The 17,487-nt window shown below is 38.0% G+C and carries 18 protein-coding genes; all 18 read right to left on the bottom strand.

Going from position 1 to position 17,487, the window contains the following annotated elements:
* Positions 1-239 precede the first annotated feature (239 nt).
* The 18 genes from G458_RS0112020 to G458_RS0111935 all read right to left on the bottom strand — a co-directional run bounded on the left by G458_RS0112020 (position 240) and on the right by G458_RS0111935 (position 17,486).
* On the bottom strand, positions 240-1,055 hold the full coding sequence (locus G458_RS0112020) for a glycosyltransferase family 2 protein (protein WP_035468106.1): 816 nt from the start codon (positions 1,053-1,055) through the stop codon (positions 240-242).
* On the bottom strand, positions 1,048-1,920 hold the full coding sequence (locus G458_RS0112015) for a glycosyltransferase family 2 protein (protein ID WP_035468104.1): 873 nt from the start codon (positions 1,918-1,920) through the stop codon (positions 1,048-1,050). Before G458_RS0112015 ends, G458_RS0112020 begins: the two co-directional genes overlap by 8 nt.
* A complete protein-coding gene (locus tag G458_RS0112010) occupies positions 1,910-2,992 on the bottom strand; it encodes a hypothetical protein (protein ID WP_157359768.1) in 1,083 nt (360 codons plus the stop codon). The genes G458_RS0112015 and G458_RS0112010 overlap by 11 nt, the downstream gene beginning before the upstream one ends.
* Before the next feature lie 144 nt (positions 2,993-3,136).
* The gene (gene rfbD / locus G458_RS0112005) at positions 3,137-3,994 is read right to left on the bottom strand and encodes a dTDP-4-dehydrorhamnose reductase (RefSeq protein ID WP_026952124.1); all 858 of its coding nucleotides are present in this window, start codon (positions 3,992-3,994) and stop codon (positions 3,137-3,139) included.
* A 24-nt stretch (positions 3,995-4,018) separates the two neighbouring features.
* Positions 4,019-4,924 carry a glycosyltransferase family 2 protein gene (locus tag G458_RS0112000; RefSeq protein ID WP_026952123.1) on the bottom strand — a complete coding sequence of 302 codons (906 nt, stop codon included), beginning with the start codon at positions 4,922-4,924 and terminating at the stop codon, positions 4,019-4,021.
* Positions 4,924-5,859: a glycosyltransferase family 2 protein gene (locus tag G458_RS20660; protein ID WP_051287222.1), complete on the bottom strand. Its 936-nt coding sequence runs from the start codon at positions 5,857-5,859 to the stop codon at positions 4,924-4,926. The genes G458_RS0112000 and G458_RS20660 overlap by 1 nt, the downstream gene beginning before the upstream one ends.
* Positions 5,860-5,875: 16 nt before the next feature.
* Positions 5,876-6,736 carry a glycosyltransferase gene (locus G458_RS20655; RefSeq protein ID WP_051287221.1) on the bottom strand — a complete coding sequence of 287 codons (861 nt, stop codon included), beginning with the start codon at positions 6,734-6,736 and terminating at the stop codon, positions 5,876-5,878.
* A 25-nt stretch (positions 6,737-6,761) separates the two neighbouring features.
* Entirely contained in the window at positions 6,762-7,886 is a 1,125-nt protein-coding gene (locus G458_RS0111985) for a GumC domain-containing protein (protein ID WP_026952122.1), read from the bottom strand.
* A 67-nt stretch (positions 7,887-7,953) separates the two neighbouring features.
* Positions 7,954-8,826: a glycosyltransferase family 2 protein gene (locus G458_RS21430; protein WP_051287219.1), complete on the bottom strand. Its 873-nt coding sequence runs from the start codon at positions 8,824-8,826 to the stop codon at positions 7,954-7,956.
* Positions 8,827-8,841: 15 nt separating this feature from the next.
* Positions 8,842-9,579, bottom strand: coding sequence for a glycosyltransferase family 2 protein (locus G458_RS20645; RefSeq protein WP_084438856.1), 738 nt, complete (start codon positions 9,577-9,579; stop codon positions 8,842-8,844).
* Positions 9,576-10,694, bottom strand: coding sequence for a glycosyltransferase family 4 protein (locus G458_RS0111970; protein ID WP_026952121.1), 1,119 nt, complete (start codon positions 10,692-10,694; stop codon positions 9,576-9,578). The genes G458_RS20645 and G458_RS0111970 overlap by 4 nt, the downstream gene beginning before the upstream one ends.
* A 1-nt stretch (position 10,695) precedes the next feature.
* Positions 10,696-11,508, bottom strand: a complete 813-nt coding sequence (locus tag G458_RS20640) for a class I SAM-dependent methyltransferase (protein WP_051287217.1) — start codon at positions 11,506-11,508, stop codon at positions 10,696-10,698.
* Positions 11,509-11,648: 140 nt separating this feature from the next.
* Positions 11,649-12,602, bottom strand: a complete 954-nt coding sequence (locus G458_RS20635) for a nucleotide-diphospho-sugar transferase (RefSeq protein ID WP_157359767.1) — start codon at positions 12,600-12,602, stop codon at positions 11,649-11,651.
* 17 nt (positions 12,603-12,619) lie between these two features.
* On the bottom strand, positions 12,620-13,351 hold the full coding sequence (locus G458_RS0111955) for an FkbM family methyltransferase (RefSeq protein WP_026952120.1): 732 nt from the start codon (positions 13,349-13,351) through the stop codon (positions 12,620-12,622).
* Complete coding sequence (locus G458_RS0111950) at positions 13,336-14,613, bottom strand: ABC transporter ATP-binding protein (RefSeq protein WP_026952119.1); 1,278 nt, start codon at positions 14,611-14,613, stop codon at positions 13,336-13,338. Before G458_RS0111950 ends, G458_RS0111955 begins: the two co-directional genes overlap by 16 nt.
* Positions 14,614-14,631: 18 nt before the next feature.
* On the bottom strand, positions 14,632-15,483 hold the full coding sequence (locus tag G458_RS0111945) for an ABC transporter permease (protein ID WP_026952118.1): 852 nt from the start codon (positions 15,481-15,483) through the stop codon (positions 14,632-14,634).
* Positions 15,484-15,524: 41 nt separating this feature from the next.
* Entirely contained in the window at positions 15,525-16,154 is a 630-nt protein-coding gene (locus G458_RS20630) for a NeuD/PglB/VioB family sugar acetyltransferase (protein ID WP_051287213.1), read from the bottom strand.
* A gap of 12 nt (positions 16,155-16,166) precedes the next feature.
* A complete protein-coding gene (locus G458_RS0111935) occupies positions 16,167-17,486 on the bottom strand; it encodes a UDP-glucose dehydrogenase family protein (protein WP_026952117.1) in 1,320 nt (439 codons plus the stop codon).
* Position 17,487: the final 1 nt, after the last annotated feature.

Below are 17,487 nucleotides of genomic sequence, written 5' to 3'. Positions count from 1 at the left end.
AAGTGAATCTGGAGAATTCGTTTTTATCTCTTTGAAATCAATTGGCCTTACCAAGAATGATATATCATTATCGGTTTGGCCTGATAAATCCAATCTTCTGAGTCTATCCTCATAAAAGGACGTTCCAACTGGCAAAGTCTGACTTTTCCCCAATAAAGAAATCAGGAAAATGGAACAAAAAATCAATTTTCCTTTTAAAACACTAATTCGCGAAGAGCAATTTAATTGCACTGAAAATATTATTTTCTTAAGACTATATCGTAGAATTTCTTCAAAAATGGCACTGGTAAAAGGCGAATTGGAAATCTCGTGTAAAATCTTAGCAGTTGACCTAACGTAATCATATCCTGTTGATAACAATAGGTAAAAAATGACATTTCATGTTTGGCATAGGTTAATCCATGCCGTCTTCTGATCATGTCGTTTCCTATTCGGAAATGAAGTAATACTTCGTCCAAGTTTTGGAACACACAATTCCCATTTGCCATTCTGATCCAAAGAAAATAGTCCTCGAAAAAGGGCATTTTTTGATATGATCCCACACCCAATACTGCAGATTTCCTAAACATAATTGTGGGATGATTAAATGGACATCTGTAAAAAGTATAGGTATGAATATCAGAATGTTCTGTGGGAACTTTTCGAATCACGTTAATGTCACCTGGGGTATTTTCAAACTCTTGAAGATAGCTTCCTAGGATATCTAGACCTGGATTTTTGAGGAAGGTGTTTACCTGTTTTTCGAATCGTTCTGGAATACAAATATCGTCAGAATCCATTCTGGCAATATATTCATAGGAACAATGTAAAATTCCAATTCTCAAGGCTTCTCCTAACCCGACGTTTTTTTCGAGGGGAACAATTTTTAGAGGAAGTTTGTCGGTAAAACTTTCTATGACCTGATCCAATGCAGGAGTCAAAACACCATCCTTGACAATGACAACTTCACTGGCGGAATAGGTTTGGTTCACCAAACTATCAAGTGAGAGTCTAAAAAATTCCGGATTTTCTCTGTTATAAATCGGTAATAAAACCGAAAACTTAAATTCAAGCATTGATAATTTCAAATCTTTTCATGACCCCGTCCTTTAATCCCTTAACTATAAACTTGAATCGCTCCTTCCCTTGAGGGAGAGCGAAAGGATATATAATTAGTTTAAATAATAATTTAAAGATATTGGATACTTTCCAAAAAATTGGAGCCTCTCCATTCAAAACTATATAAACGGTATTTCTTACAGAATAATAATGGCGAAAAGGCTTTGGTAATCCTACCGGCAAGAGTCCAAAAACTTTCACTTTCCCCTCCCCTAATTTGTGATAAATCTTAGCTGAAGGGTTTTTAATTACTTTAAGGCCAGAATAATTGATCCTCCAGCAATACTCAAAATCAACCAAATCAATAAATAGCTTTGGATCTGGCCCCCCTAAGTGTTGAAAAGTGGATTTTGGGATCAGGCTTCCTGAGCTTAAAATTTCACTTACCGCTATTAATCCTGTTTCCCCTATTTCCTTTCCTTTGTTGATTTTAGCCTGGGATGAGATAAAAGTATCCTTGTCTATATCTAGGGATCCTATTAGACCAATCTTTTGGCCCATCAAAGTCAGGGTTTCCCAAGCAGAAAGTAAATTTTCCACCAAATCAGGAGCAGGAATACTATCCTGATCCATTTGAAGAATAAAGTCACTTTTATTTTCTTGAAAAGCCCACTCCATTCCAGTGGATTGGGCTTGAGCAATCCCCTTATTTTTTCCAAAATTGATCACCTTCATATAAGGAAAGAAAGGTTCAATTTCCTCCACTGAATTATTTACCAAACAGATCTCGCAACCTTGGTCCTTTAGGATTCGGGCAGACTTTTTTAAGGCCTCCAGATCAGGATTATAAGCTACAAATATTGCAGTAATCTTATACTTCATTTGGGAGAAGATGGGATTCTCGCTTTTCCAAAGCTTGATTTAAGGAGACTAAAGTAATGATGACCACTATGTGGGAAGTGTCCAAAAAATATGGATTGAAAAAGGCATATAAAATGTAAGCGAAGTAGATCACTTTGACTTTTGTATTGGTCAAAAACAAGAAGACCAATCCAATATTCGCTCCTACAAAAATCAGGAAATTCAAAATCCCCATTTGGTTTAAAAAGTAAAGGGACTGAAGTTCAAAATAGATGTTATCAGTATAATCCCTCCATTTTGTTTTTACCTTCAGCGTATTTCCAAGACCTTTCCCGAGAAGAAAATTCAAGGGATTTTCTGTAAGGTTTCCCCACAATACTTCTGCTTGGTCAATTCGGGTTGGATTCGATTCCTGAGCTTTAGCCGAAACAGTTTTGTCCAGGTAATTCATCGCTGGTTGAGCTACTAAAATCCCAATCATTATCAGGACGAAAAATCCAGCAACAAATTTCTTCGTGGAATACTTTTCAGTTACTAAAAATAAACTGATCATAAAAAAAGTCACCCCCAAAAGAAAGGCAAAATTCCCCGCAACCAACATCCCTACAAATAAAATTCCGGTGAAAATAACTCTTTTGATTCCAGTATAGTAAATCAAGGAGACAAAGACCCCAAATGGAAGTAAGGCATTCCCCAGAATTTGGATATTGTAGAACAATCCATTGAAAGTGTATACATCTCCCCAACCCTGAGCCTGGAAAAAAAGCCTCAAAAACATGTAGGAAGACATGTTGAAAAAAAGATTGAGAATTAAGTGTAGGCTGATCAGGAAAACGGACTGAAGAACCAAAAACCCAATCAAAATTCGGATATAGCTGGTTTTTGGATTGATGAAAAAGGCACCTTGAATCAAAACAAGGATTATCAAAAACCGCAAAGAAGTGCCCAGAGAATTTCCGAAAGCAGCCGAATATCCCAACATCAAAAATCCCCAACCTACAATCAGCTGTAAAAGAATGAGTCTGGATCTTTCTGTTTTTTGGAGAATGAAATTGGCCTGAAAAGCAAAAAAACCAAAAAGAGCCAAGTTCATCAACGAAGAAAAAGGCTTTAATGGAACCTGTCTGGTCATGATCAAAACCACCAAAAAAAACATTCCTGTCGCCAAAAAGGAATGAATTTTTGATTTAGAAATTACCGGAGTAATCAAAATTTGACAGGAATAATTAGTTGTTTATCAATCCAATAAACCCAGACATGCAGCAAGCGAATCTCTCCAATAGGGAATGGTGATCCCAAAATCCTTTTTGATTTTGGATTTATCCAAAACTGAATAAAATGGTCTTTTGGCAGGGGTAGGATACTGGCTGGAAGGAATAGGATTCACCTTGCAAGGAATTTCACTCATTTCCATGATAGCTTTAGCAAAGTCAAACCAAGAACAAATCCCTTCATTGGAAAAATGATAAACCTCTGTGCTGGAATTCTTTAGTTTGGGAAAACTATCCAGAATACATGCTGCCAAATCTTGGGCAAAAGTGGGTGATCCTATTTGATCATTTACCACATTTATCTCGGGTCTTTCTTTGCCTAATCTCCTCATGGTTTTGACAAAATTATGTCCAAAAGAACTATAGACCCAAGAGGTTCTTATGATCATTGAATTTGGCAATCCAACCTCAAGAACGGCCCTTTCCCCATCCCATTTGGTCTTGCCATAAATGTTTTTGGGATTGCAATGATCTGTTTCTCGGTAAGGCCGAAAGTTTTCCCCATCAAAAACATAATCCGTAGAAACATGAATAAACTTGAGGTTTCTTTTTTTCGCCTCCAGAGCCAAAAACTTTGGTGCAAGATGATTCACTCGATCTGCCAACTCAATTTCCTGTTCGGCACGGTCTACGGCGGTATACGCCGCACAATTCACAATTACATCCACTGGATTTGAATCCAAAAAAGTCTCAATAGCAGGCGCATTAGTCAGGTCTAATTCTTCCACATCCGTGAAAAGAAATTCAAATGGAACTGAGTCTGCTAGACTTTTTATTTCAGAACCCAATTGTCCATTTGCTCCTGTTACAAGTATTTTTTGCATAAATGATGGATTTTACCCTCTAGGTCAGGAATATTTTTTGAGACTTTTCAACTTTTTTTGAAAAAAAGAATGGCTCTCCATTTCTACAAAATCCTTTAGATAGGCCAAATTTTCCGAGGATAGATATGAACCAAACATCTTTTCAAATTGGATCATTTGTTGGATTTCAGCAGATAAAAAAGAATCCGAATTCTTCCAAAACTGCTTCCATTGTGTCTTTAATTTCCAAAATAAGTCTACTGAATCTTTTGAGGTAACTGAATTTGCATGAGTCCGATAGCTCACCAAACTCTCATTTACAATCTCCACATGACCCAATCCATAGGCGATCAAGGCAATCCAATGATCGTGCATGAGGACTCCTTTTGGAATGGTTTTTAAAAGCTCTCGCATTCCGGCATTGATCATGGAGGCACAACCTGTCACAGTATTGCCAAACATCAAGGATTGAAAAGTTGTCTGATGGGGGTTTAACCCTGCCATTTTCCAAAAAGAAGAATGGAGAAATTCCCCTTCCTCATTTACAACTTCCAAATCTGAAAAAACCAACAATGGAAGGTGTTCCTGGTGCCCGAAAGATTTTTGAAGCATAGCCTCAATCTTTTGCTTATGCCAACTATCATCCTGATCAGCCAAAAAAATCCTCGTGTGGGAAGTGTGCTGGATGGCGAGTCGGAACGCCTCAATCGGCCCGGTGTTTTTTTCCTGGATGATTAACTTGAAATCTTGAAATTTGGAGGAATAGTCTTGAAGAATTTTTACAGTACGATCTGTAGAGCAATCATCCACCACGACCAGTTCCTCAGGAACATGGGTTTGATTGAGCAAGGAATCCAACAGCTCTGCCAGATACCTTTCACCATTGTAGGTACAAAGCGCAACAGAACAGGCTGTATTTGTTGGAATTATTTCAGGTTTATTCTCTGGCATTATCCTACAGAAAACTTCAATTGGAGAAATAGTCGATAGGCTAAGGACCGATTTTTTCCAAGAAAACGGTGGGCATAAAAGGCTCCGAATCTTAAATGGAAAAAGTGATCTAGGTAGTCTTTTAGAGACTTTATAACCAACTGTTGATATCGATGAAACTTGGGATCACTCTCAAATTTCCCCTGAATCGCAAGCAAATTACCCAACTGGTTTTTGATAGCAATCATGGCTGGAAACTCGATACCTCGAATTCGTTTCAAACAATTTCTCAGAATACTGTTTTTCCCACTTGCCCCTGCTCCAGTATCCTGAGAGGAATGCTGCCTGTAATCCACCAAAGGTTGGGGAATATAGGCGAGTTTTCCCTGATAGGATGCAATCAATGCCAAATACCAATCGTGGTAGAGAACTCCCTTCGGAAAAGGCAATGCTATCTGCAATAATTTCCGGTCTATCAGAGCCGTACAGCCGGTGACCACATTGGCGAATAAAAAGTCCTCCGCCTGATTATGGGTCCTGATCTCTCCTTTGAAAAGTTCTTTCAAAACATGTCCTTCTTCATCGATCAGTCGACAATCAGAATGAATTAGTAGATTGTCTCCCATCATCCCCACCATGGTTTCCACCTTTTTTGGAAACCAAACATCATCTTGGTCTGAAAGAAAAATCAAATCTCCTGTACACTTGAGAAGGGTTTTTTCAAAGTTTTTGACAAACCCAAGATTTTTGGAATTGGTAAAAAATTGGAGGTTTGTTTTCTGGGAATATTCTTCCAAAATAGACAAGGTACCATCAGTAGAACCATCATCTCCCACCCAAATTTCATCCACTTGTTTGGTTTGATTAAGAATAGAATCCAGTTGTTTTCTCAAATAGACTTCCCCATTATAGGTGGTCATGGCTACTGAAATCCGTTTGGAATCTTTCTCAGACATTAGTGCCTAGATGCATTTATAAGCCCAAAACGGCCAAACTTTTGAAAACAATTCTCCCAATCCAAGGAAATCTGAAGCAAAAAGCATGAACAGAGGAAAGCAAATCCATCCCCATTTGATCCAAAAATTTCTTTCTTTGGATTAGGTGAATTTTAGGAAAAGTCAGCGCCTTGTACCAAGCCCTTCGAGACTTTGAAAAATAAGATTCATCTCTATCAAAAAGGTCTCTTTTGTCAACTCGAGAATGATAGTTTAGAGTTTTTTGAACCCAATCGGAGTCATAGTTGCCTGTGGAATAATGGGTAAGTAAAATCTCGTAAGAGATGATTCCCGTGTATTTTTGAGTGATTCTCAAGCTAAAATCAATGTCATAAAGATGGAATCCATCGAGAGATTCATCAAAAGGAAACTCCTCCCAAATGTCTTTTTGTGTTGCTAAAAACACTCCATCCAATACCTTGACTTTCTCAAATACCGCATTCTCTTTTTGGGTCGATTGAAATTCGGTTCCGTTTTGGGAGCCTTGGTTCATATGAATCCGGTCGAATAAACTTGTACCCGTGCCCCATCCAGTCGGCAAATAGCTCTTTTTTATCGCACCGGCGACTCCAACTATGCCAACGTCAGGATTATCCCCAAATAAAGAAATTAGACTCCTTCCCCAACCTTCGGATTCAAAGGTGACGTCTTCGTGAACAAAAACTAGGCAATCAAATTGGGCTTGGCGAGCTCCTTGATTATACGCTTTGGATAGATTGAATTGATTGCGATTTTCAATCTTGATTATTTCGAAAGGAACTCCGATAGTTTCTTCGACACTACTAGAAAATTTGGTGAAATCTTCTTTTCTGTAAGATGAAACAACTAGGGAAATCAATGGATGATTTTAAAAATTTGACTTCTCAGGCAGTTTTAAATAATGGCTTGAAATATTCTCTTGCCATTTGGAAGATGATAATTCCTACCCCAACGATGACACCTAAAAATGTAAAAATGATGAAGGATTTCCAGTAGGGAGTTTGAGTGGGATTATTAGGGACAATCGGGGATGCAAATTCGGAAAACACAGGAGTCTCTTTCTTCAATTGAATTCTGGAGGTTTCTAATTCCTGCATCATTGAATTATAGAGATTAAAAGCAATGTTGAATTCGGCAAGTAGCTGCTCCTCTCTGGACCTAGCTCGCTGGGAAATTATTCCCTGATTGGAATCTCTGAATGAAGCCAAGGCGATTTGAGCGTTAATAAATTTATCTTCAGCCTCCTTAGTTCTTTCTTCGATAAACTCAAGGTTGATTCGGAGCTTCCGGGTTTTATAGTCCGTCACATATTTGACAATCTTTTCAAAAATGATATTATTTAATTCCGCGGCAATTAGAGGTTCAGGCATTTTGGTACTCAAGGTTATCATGTTCCCTTCGTCCTCAATTTTGATATGAGCCTTCAATAATTCACTAGCTAAATCCTCCTCTGGGGTGATTCTTAAATAGGATGAACTTCCTTTTTCCTCAAGTGCCGACTGGACAATCGGACTGATTTGAGGTTCCTTACTCGAGAACAGAGTCCCTATTTTGGAAGGAAAACCCATAATCGCTCCCATGATTATATTGAATGGCTTACTGGAATAATCCTCCACCAAATATTCTTCTAGGGTTAGACTGTCCTTTTGAGATTCAAAATAAAACTTCTCATGAACGAGATCGATCAGGAAAGGCTTGCTTTCCAAAATTTCCGGATACATCTCTGGGGAGATGCTTCCGGTTTGGTTTGGAGATTGAAAATTAATTCCAGAGAATCCTGCCAAGGCTCCAAGCTGACCCAGCCCAAATTGTCCAGAGGTCTCTTCCTCTGAAAGCTTTATGGAGGTCGCTTCATACAATTTTGGAGAGAAGATGGATCTGGCAGTACCTAAAGAAAGCATCACCAGGATACTCCAAAAGACAATTTTCCGACGGAAATAAAAATATTCTCCTAACTCAATTAGGTTTATTTCTGGCTTGCCTAAAATCTCCCGGGAAGTTTTTTTCATCAGAATCTCTTGATTGGTAAGTGAAGGTAATTAGAAATCATTTACGGGACCTAAATCAGGAAATAGGTCAATTGGAAAATTTGCTCTTGATGCTTTTCCCAATAGAAATTACTATCGGAGGAGTGACCATTCTGACATAATCTTTCCAGGTGTTTGGCAGGATGGAGGTATCATCCAAAACAATTTTTGTCGCCAGAGGATATCGATATTCTTTTACCAATCCCAATAGGAAACCCTGAAATTTCTGGATCTCCTTGGCCTGAAGCGCATGCTGTACCATCTGGCTGGAGGAAGTAATTCGAATATAGGATTGAGCTGAAAAGGAATTATCGAAATGAAATTTCATCCCCAGTAAGGCACATTCCAAATTGAAAACCCAGTCTTCAAAAATCACTTTCTTAAACTGCAAGGAACCAAGTTTACTCTTTCGGTACATTGCAGCGCAATTCGTACAAACATTATGTTTGAAGAGCATTTCCACCTGAAACCTGTCCTGAAAGGTAATATCACATGGAGGCCCCCCTCGAAAATGCAAAGGATAAAAGGATTCTGGTTCGTCTTCAAAGAAATACCTACTTGAACCAAAAATCACATCGATCTCTAGTTCCTCCTCCAATCTTTTTACCTGAGTAGAAAATTTCCCGTGATGCAAATAATCATCCGCATCCAGGAATTGAATAAAGTCTCCGGATATTTCCGAAAGCCCTTTGTTTCTTGCGGCAGCTACACCTTGATTGGCTTGTGAGAAATAGCGGATTCTTGGGTCCTTCCCTACAAAGGAAAGGGCAACTTCCTCCGTGTTATCTTTTGATCCATCATTGATAATCACACATTCCCAATTTGAATAGGATTGATTGATAACAGATTCTATAGCTTCTGCTAAATACTTCCCTTGATTATAGCAAGTGATGATGACAGAAACCAATGGATCCAGACTCATTTTATGAACTGACAATTATATTTTTTTGTAAAAGCTCTTTCTAAGAACCTTCAAATAAATGCTGTAGAACTTATAATTGATATTGAAATATCTCTTAAGCGTATGTCTCCTCTCCCGCTCCAAGGCATCTGAATTAGAAGGGGAAGAACTCATTCCTTGCGCGTCAAAAACGGAGATAACTTCAGGTACATGACGATAGCTACACCCACCTTTTATAACCGCAAGCATAAAAAACTTCCAATCGGAAGCAATTTTCATTTCGGTATCATACATACCGATCTCGTCAAATAGACTTTTGGAAATCAGGCAGGCGGGATGAGGAAGAGAATCGTAATAAAAGTATCTAAAAGACAGCCCGTCGGGATATTTTTTGACATAGGACCCTTCTGATTCTACAACCTCGATATCTCCAAAAACCAAATTTTCTCCATTCGATTGTTGAATTAGTTTGGAAAGCGATTTCGAACTTTCAAAAAAATCCCCACTATTCAAGAAAATCAAATAATCTCCGGTTGCATTCTTGATTCCTTTATTCATGGCTTCGTAAACGCCAGAATCCTTTTCGCAGAGCAAGTAATCAATACCAGAAACTTGAGCTTGGAGGTATTCCTGACTCCCATCCTTGGACTCTCCATCGATAACCAAATATTCCAAATTTGGATAGTCTTGATTTAAAACGCTCTCAACCGTTTTTTTCAGCCCTTCCAAGTTATTTAGGTTGATCGTGATGACTGAAATTTTATTATTTATCAAAGTGGGTTATGATTAGGCTTTGCCGCAGATTGATATAAGGAAAGGCATTCTTGCATCGTTTTCCCCCATGAAAATTTCTTCACTTGGTTTTTCCCATTTTCAATTATGGAAGACCTGAATATTTTATTCATTAATAGGTCATCTAAGCGAGCAACTAAGGACTTTGGGTCATCCAAATCAAAGTATACTCCTGCATTCCCTGCCACTTCAGGGAAAGAGGAATGATTAGGTAAAACAACAGGGCATTCTGCATACATAGATTCCAAGACAGGTATTCCAAAACCCTCATATTTTGACGGAAAAACAAAAGCAAAAGCTTTGTTATAAAAAGTGTATAATTCCTCATCTTCGAAGGAATATTGCTTGACCAGTTCACTTAATCCTAGTGAGGAAACAACCTGTAGTTCATCTTTGGTCAATGATCCTCCTCCTAAACAAAGTAATGGCATTCGATTGGCTTTTAGCCAATCACTTATCGAGTGAATAAACCAGTTGAAATTTTTATAGTATGCCCTATTTCCCACAAAAAGTAAAAAGTCTGAATCTAGATCCACCAAAGAAAAGCTTTTGATTCCAGATTTGTTCTTTTGAAGAGAATGGCTTAAATAAATTACCTCAATTTTATCTTGGGATACACCTGGATATAAATTAATGATGTCTCTCTTTGTATTTTCTGAGACTGCAATAATTTTAGTGGCTTTTTCTATAAGTTTTTTTTTGTCTTGAATGATTGAACTATCCTTCTCTAATTCAGGATATTTCTCATGAATCATATCATGCAAAGTCAAAATAAAAGGCTTATCCCCAGAATAGTTGACCAAGGATTTTGTATAGTAAGTAGACACTACAACCTCAAAAGATCCTTGGTTCAAATAATCTTCAAATTCATTTTGTCCCCTTCTTTTCAAGTACTCTTTAACTCTTTTTGGTAAAGCAGACTTAAAAAATTTAGCAATTTTATTTTGCTTTAAATGCAAATTTTCAGTGAAGTAAATAGGACAAATTAGCTCAACATCTCTCTTCTTAGAAAGAAATTGGATTATCTCTGCCGAATATCTTGAAACCCCTCCGAATTTTTGAAGTGAAAAAATTTCTGGGTCTAGAAGAATTCTCATTTTACTGAATGCTCTTTATATATTCAAAGTCTTTCTGAGTCAAGCTTTCCCTTTCCACTTTTGATGCATTTGATTTAACTATTCTACCAATTTTCAAAAGAACTTTCTCCAAAAAAGATTTTTCATTCTCTATAAAAGGATTAGAGGATAGCTGCTTTCTAGAAAAAATATGAAGATTTGATCCGTTGGAATAAAAGTTTAGCTCAAATTCTTTTGCTAAGTATTCCAAAGAGGGTTTGGAATAAAAAGACACATGCTGCCCAGTTGAAGGGGCAAAATACCACCAATTTTCAGGAGTCAAGTCCCCATGTGGTTGAAGTAAAGTCGAAAAAACCAAGGTGTCAGAATAATCCAACATCTTCTTGAGTTCGCTTTTCGGATCTGGGAGGTGTTCAAAAACTTCAAATGCAGTCAAAATATCAAACTTTTGGTTTTGGGGTAGGTCCTCCAAATCAAAATGTTTGGCAAATAAATTTTCACAATAAGTGTCCTGTCTGTAAAAATTAAACCCTAAATCCCGCATTATTCTGACAAACAAACCATAACCACCCGCATAATCCAAGTATACACCGTTATCATTGAAGATTCTATGATCAAAAAATCCCCTAAGTACTTCTGAAAAATGAAGGTTTCTGGAGACTAGCCCTATGTCTAGTTGAGTAATAGCTGACTCATAGGCTTCACTTAACCAATAAGGATCTTCTGTTTGAATAAATCCACAAGAAGAACATTTGAAATACTCAACGTGGTATCTCTTTAAAACAATGGCTTTAAAAAGGCTTATACCCGGCTTCGAACAAACACGACACTTCATTATCTTAATCAAATACTTTTTAAATCAAGCTCTTCTAAAGTCTTTACATTGAAAAATTAGAATTCATAAGCTTCAAAGACCGCTTTAAACCTGATAGTTTTATGTTGAATATTCTATAGTTTATATCATTTTTAGACTGCCTAGCGTTGACGATAGGCTCGATATTTCAAAAGAAACTTAGGGAATGCATTGCCCAAAAAAGTCTTTAAAGGGTCTAATACATTTCTTCCTAAAAATGATTTATTCCTAACCTCATCATCTTGCCTTCCATACAGTTCCTCGATAGCAATTTTGTCTGCGATTTCAAAAACAGCAAAGTTTTTAGGTCTAGTTTTAAGGGATAGAGCTTCTGATGGTAAATTACTAAACTTTGATTCTTCCGTGGTATGTGTCGCCTCAGGACCAAAACCAATATTTGAAACAAGGTTATTCTTAGGCATAACTGTAAGTCCCTTCCTGTTCCAAACCAAATATTGAAGTTGATAGTCCCAAGTATCAATTTCCCCATTTTGGCATGCACTAAGGTTTTTTATCCATTGCTCAGAAATTCTTCTATCTCCAAACCTTTGATCAAGCTGCTTTTTGAGTTGGCTTGAATTCAAATTCACCATTTTTAAATCATATTCTTTCCACACTCGCCTCCAGGTAGCCCATCCCCAAATGTGAACAAATGAAGAAAAATAATAGTCCCAAGGAATATTAACTTTTCCACTCAAAAAATTATTTCCCGAAATCATAAGCACCTGATCATCATTTCTATGAAATGACAATAGATCATCACAATAGGAAAAAAAAGACGGATGAGGCAAGCAATCATCTTCCAAAATAATACCCTCCTCGACGTGTTCAAAAAACCAAGAAATTGCCTGACTGACTGCTTTTCCACAGCCAAGATTTTGATCTCTAAAATTGGTTTTTATATCACATTCCCAATCTATTTCATCCAATACTAATTTTCTAACTGCTTGACACTTTTCAACATCACCTTCTTTATCAGGACGAGGTCCATCAGCCGCTATATAAAGGAATTCAGGCTTGATTTCCCTTATCCGGTCAAGAACTTTTTTAGTGGTATCTGGTCGGTTAAAAACCAAAAAAAGAATCGGGGTCCTCATGGGTTCAGATTGTCTTTGAAAAACAAAGTATTCAGAGTTTTTGCAAAAAGTTTGTATCCATTCTCCTCCATAAATCTATAGCTCAGCCCTTCTTTCGGGAACTCGACCGATGATTTACTCGCCAATTCTTCTATTAAAACAATTTTGGGTCTATATTTCTTCCAATCATTTGAGCATAAAACTTGATAATCTAAACCTTCTACATCAATAGAAAGGAAATCTATGGTCTGCCCGTCTGAAAGATATTTATCCAAAACTTCATCAAGGCGCTTGGTGAAAAGATCAATTTTCTTTTCTACTTTATATCCATTTAAAATATATTTTTCAGCATTTTCACCAGAAAAAGAATTCAAGGCCTTTTCGTCAAAAACATAATACAGTAATTTTTGTGCCTTATCCGAAATTGGAACTTCCAAATTGACATCATCAGGTCTCAACTCCTCAAATGGTCTCATACTTCCTGGCATAGCATCAATATTGATCCCTCTCCAGCCTTTTTTATAAAACAAATAAGTATTGGAAAATCTCTCTGGATGATGTGCGCCTACGTCTACATAAAACCCGCTTGCCTTATTTTCAAAAATTCTCTGTAATAATAAATCTTCACCTTCTTGCGAATACGAAATAGTACCAAACAAAAGTTCTCTTTCTATGTCAGACCGATAATAATGTTTCAGCCGGGCTGGGGTAAGTTTATCTACAAAACTTTTAATCAATGACTTAACCATTCTCCTTTTATCAAATATTGCGCCTTACCTTTAATACCAAGATTACCAGTATTATAAAAATCACCTTTTACTACAGTTATTTCTCCTATACGATCTTTGGGCCAATCTGCTTCAATATCATTATTGAGTAACCTCCCCCCAATAGAATACGCACCCTCAACAAATGGAAATTCAGAAATCTTGCATTTCACTACCCTTGTTCCTGTTTCAAAGGAATTAAATAGGATATTTTGATAAGAACTATATAAAACAGATAAAGACTCATCACTCTCAGAATGAATTGAAAAACCTAAATCAATCTTTGAGTTGGCCACATTGGTTTCAATTTTAAAGCAAAAGAAAATGGTTTGCCCAGTCAAAATAGTATTTATCAAATCTCCATCCTCATTCTCAAGATAAAACTCTTTAAATGTCACCGAACCGTTACCACTCCTGTCTTTTAAGCAAGAAAGGTCTCTTACTATGGAATTCTTTTCTTCTTTTAAGTAGTAGTTTATTGCATTTGAGGAATCCCCATTAAAAACCAAAGAGCCATTTCTCATTACCAATCCTTTTGTGCATAATTGTTTTACACTAGCTAGATTGTGACTTACAAATAAAACCGTTCTACCCTGGCCCTTACTGACATCCCCCATCTTACCGAGGCACTTTTTTTGAAATTCAGCATCCCCAACAGCCAAAACTTCATCGACAATCAATATTTCACTGTCCAGATGGGCAGCAACTGCAAAGGCTAATCGTACATACATTCCAGAAGAATATCGCTTGACCGGGGTATCGATATACCTCTCCACCCCTGAAAAATCAACGATTTCATCGAATTTTCGAGCAATTTCATTTTTCCGCATCCCCAAAATCGCACCGTTCAGAAAAATATTCTCCCGACCAGTCAATTCAGGATGGAAGCCTGTGCCAACCTCTAAAAGGCTGGCTATTCTTCCTTTAACTTTAATTTTACCTGTTGTCGGGGCAGTAACTTGACTTAAGACCTTTAAGAGAGTACTTTTTCCTGCTCCATTTTTTCCGATAATACCAACCGCATCGCCTTGATGAATTTCAAAATTTAAATCCTTTAGACTCCAAACGATATCACTTTTTCCTTTTTGCGATCGGTCATTGGTCTCACCAACAGCCAAAAAAGGATCTTCGCGTCCTCTATATAAAGCCCACCAACGTTCTAAATCTCTAGATAAAGTACCAGATGAAAACTCTCCCAACTGATAGGCTTTAGAAATTTCTTCTACTTTAATTGCAATTGGCATTTGAAACTTAAATCCTATTTAAATAGTATCCACAAAACTTTTTTCTACTTTATTAAAAATCACCAATCCGACAAAAAACAAAACAATAGATGTAATTAAGGTGTAGGTCAAAGTATAAATATCGAAGACTCCCACTCCAAGTAAACTTTTTCTAATTCCTTCAATGATGAAGGTCATTGGGTTCAAAGCCACCAAATAATATAACTTCCCACTCAGGCTAGACAAAGGATAAATGACAGTCGTCGCATACATTAGGAGTTGAACTCCAAAAGTCAGCAAAAACACCAAATCCCGATACTTCGTAGTCAGAGACGAAATAATCATTCCTAACCCCAATCCCTGCATCGCCATCGCCAAAACAAATACCGGGAACAGCAACAAATGAAAATCCCAGGAAATAGATAACCCTGATAGTAAATAATAACCAACGACTACAAGCAACAAAAGCATCTGAACACCAAATCTCAAGAGGTTTGAGATGACAATACTCAGAGGCATCACAATTCTGGGAAAATAGACCTTTCCAAAAATTGCTGAATTGTCCCGAAATACTGTAGAAGTCTTATTCAGGCAGTCAGCGAAGTAATTCCAGGAAGTAATCCCCGCTAGGTAAAATAGCGGCTGGGGAAGTCCATCAGTTGATAATCCGGCCAAATTGCCGAAAACGAACATGTAGACCAGGGTAGTAAAAATAGGTTGGATAAAGAACCAAATAGGGCCAAGGATGGTCTGCTTGTAAAAGGAAACAATATCTCTTTTGACAAACAAAAAAAGTAAATCTCTATATCGCCAAACCTCCTTGAGTTTAAGGTCAAAAAGTTTGTTTTTTGGCTCTATAATAAGATCCCATTGTTCTGAATCTATTTGCATTAGTGAATCTTTACTAGATGATTGGGAGGGTTACTTAAAATTTATATGTTTTTGGTTTTTCTTGAGTTTATTGACGCCGCAGGCACTCCAGCTACCACTTCACCAGCTAGGATATTTTTTGTCACTACTGCGCCAGCACCTACGATAACTTCATCTCCCAAGTCAATCCCCGGAAGAATTACCGCACCAGCTCCAATCCTGCATTTTTTTCCCATTCTGACATTTCCAAGAACTATTGCTCCTGGTCCTATTTCAGAATAATCTCCGATCTGACAATCATGATGGACTTGAGCCCGAGTATTGACTAATACCCCCCTGCCTAATTGGACCATTGGGCCTACAAACCCAAATGACATGACATCAGCAAAACTCAATTCGGATTGAATCACACTAGTTGGTGCATGAATTGACCCCAAAACTCCTCCGTTTTCTGACAATAAAAGATCAAGATTCTCTCTCCATTCGGGATTTCCGACTCCTAAGAAATAGGTTGAATATTTGGTTAAGGAAGATTGAAGGTCATGAATTGATTTTATGACTTTAACTCGGTCTAATGTTGAAGGGATTTCTTGGTTTTGGTCGAAGAAAATACAAGAAGGCAGCTTTGGTTCTAACATTCGGATCAATGCCAAAACCTCTTTACCATGTCCTCCAGCCCCAGCAATGATCATTGGTAAACCAGATTATTTAAGTCCAATTCCGTAGTGAGTAAACCCTAAGGTTCCTAAATATTTTCGGTCGTATATATTCCTTCCGTCGAAGACTACTTTGTTTTTCAAAAGCTTGCCTACAGCATCCCAGCTTGGGATCCTGAATTCAGACCATTCAGTCACCAAAAGTAAAGCATCGGCATCCACACAGGCATCATAAGCGTCCTTGCAATACGTCACCTTGTCGAAAATATAATGTTCCCTTGCTTCGTCCATGGCCTTAGGGTCATAGGCTTTTATCTTAGCTCCAGCAGCTCGCAGTTCGTCGATGATCACTGCAGCCGGTGATTCCCTCATGTCGTCGGTGTTGGGTTTAAAACTCAAGCCCCACATGGCAAAAGTCATCCCAGAAAGGTCATCTCCAAAATGAGCTTTCACCTTAGCTGCTAGGATGAACTTTTGATCCTCATTAACATCCTCTACCGCTTGTAAAACTCTAAGATCATAACCATACTGCTTGGCTGTCTTGATGATGGCTTTGACATCTTTCGGAAAACAAGATCCTCCATACCCTACCCCGGGATAAATAAACTTGGTTCCAATTCTCGGGTCCGAACCAATCCCTTTTCTGACCATAGTCGCGTCTGCTCCTACTCTTTCGCAAAGATTCGCGATGTCATTCATGAATGAGATTTTGGTTGCCAACATGGCATTTGCAGCATACTTAGTCATCTCTGCAGATGGAATATCCATGTAGATAATCTTTTCTCCGCTGAGCTGGAATGGCTTGTACAAGCGCTGCATAATTTTCTCAGCACGCTCATCATCTACCCCGATCACTATTCGGTCTGGTCTCAAAAAGTCCTCAACAGCAGCGCCTTCTTTCAGGAATTCTGGATTGGATGCTACCGCAAATGGCAAATCAGAATTTCTCTTATCCAATGCTGATTGGATGGTAGCTCTAACTTTCTCCCCTGTAGAAACCGGCACAGTGCTCTTGGTCGCCACGACAATATAATCCGTCATTTTCGTACCTATTTCTTCTGCCACTGCCAAGACATACTTCAAGTCTGCAGAACCATCTTCCCCTGGAGGTGTCCCTACTGCTATGAAAGCAACTTCTGCACCCTGAATTGCTTCTCCCAGGTCGGTACTAAAATGAAGTCTCCCGCTTTTATAGTTTCTTACGACTATTTCTTCCAGTCCAGGCTCATATATAGGCATAATCCCATTTTTGAGCTTATCAATCTTTTTCTGGTCAATGTCTACACAGGTGACATCAATCCCGACATCCGCAAAACATGCTCCCGAAACTAGGCCTACATAGCCAGTTCCTACAACAGCAATTTTCATA

The organism is Algoriphagus mannitolivorans DSM 15301 (genome assembly GCF_000429425.1).
In the GTDB taxonomy this organism is placed as follows: Bacteria; Bacteroidota; Bacteroidia; order Cytophagales; family Cyclobacteriaceae; genus Algoriphagus; species Algoriphagus mannitolivorans.
The sequence above is the reverse complement of the archived record's forward strand: the minus strand, read 5'-3'. Positions and strand labels throughout refer to the sequence as shown.

Excerpts from the sequence above, each read along its gene's own strand:
- G458_RS21430 (WP_051287219.1), bottom strand. The coding sequence starts at position 8,826 with ATGAGTCTGGATCCATTGGTTTCTGTCATCATCACTTGCTATAATCAA.
- G458_RS0112000 (WP_026952123.1), bottom strand. The coding sequence starts at position 4,924 with ATGCCAGAGAATAAACCTGAAATAATTCCAACAAATACAGCCTGTTCT.
- G458_RS0112015 (WP_035468104.1), bottom strand. The coding sequence starts at position 1,920 with ATGAAGTATAAGATTACTGCAATATTTGTAGCTTATAATCCTGATCTG.
- G458_RS20640 (WP_051287217.1), bottom strand. The coding sequence starts at position 11,508 with ATGAAGTGTCGTGTTTGTTCGAAGCCGGGTATAAGCCTTTTTAAAGCC.
- G458_RS0111950 (WP_026952119.1), bottom strand. The coding sequence starts at position 14,613 with ATGCCAATTGCAATTAAAGTAGAAGAAATTTCTAAAGCCTATCAGTTG.
- rfbD (WP_026952124.1), bottom strand. The coding sequence starts at position 3,994 with ATGCAAAAAATACTTGTAACAGGAGCAAATGGACAATTGGGTTCTGAA.
- G458_RS0111970 (WP_026952121.1), bottom strand. The coding sequence starts at position 10,694 with ATGAGAATTCTTCTAGACCCAGAAATTTTTTCACTTCAAAAATTCGGA.
- G458_RS0111955 (WP_026952120.1), bottom strand. The coding sequence starts at position 13,351 with ATGGTTAAGTCATTGATTAAAAGTTTTGTAGATAAACTTACCCCAGCC.
- G458_RS0111935 (WP_026952117.1), bottom strand. The coding sequence starts at position 17,486 with ATGAAAATTGCTGTTGTAGGAACTGGCTATGTAGGCCTAGTTTCGGGA.
- G458_RS0111945 (WP_026952118.1), bottom strand. The coding sequence starts at position 15,483 with ATGCAAATAGATTCAGAACAATGGGATCTTATTATAGAGCCAAAAAAC.
- G458_RS0111985 (WP_026952122.1), bottom strand. The coding sequence starts at position 7,886 with ATGAAAAAAACTTCCCGGGAGATTTTAGGCAAGCCAGAAATAAACCTA.
- G458_RS20630 (WP_051287213.1), bottom strand. The coding sequence starts at position 16,154 with ATGATCATTGCTGGGGCTGGAGGACATGGTAAAGAGGTTTTGGCATTG.
- G458_RS20660 (WP_051287222.1), bottom strand. The coding sequence starts at position 5,859 with ATGTCTGAGAAAGATTCCAAACGGATTTCAGTAGCCATGACCACCTAT.
- G458_RS0112010 (WP_157359768.1), bottom strand. The coding sequence starts at position 2,992 with ATGAACTTGGCTCTTTTTGGTTTTTTTGCTTTTCAGGCCAATTTCATT.
- G458_RS0112020 (WP_035468106.1), bottom strand. The coding sequence starts at position 1,055 with ATGCTTGAATTTAAGTTTTCGGTTTTATTACCGATTTATAACAGAGAA.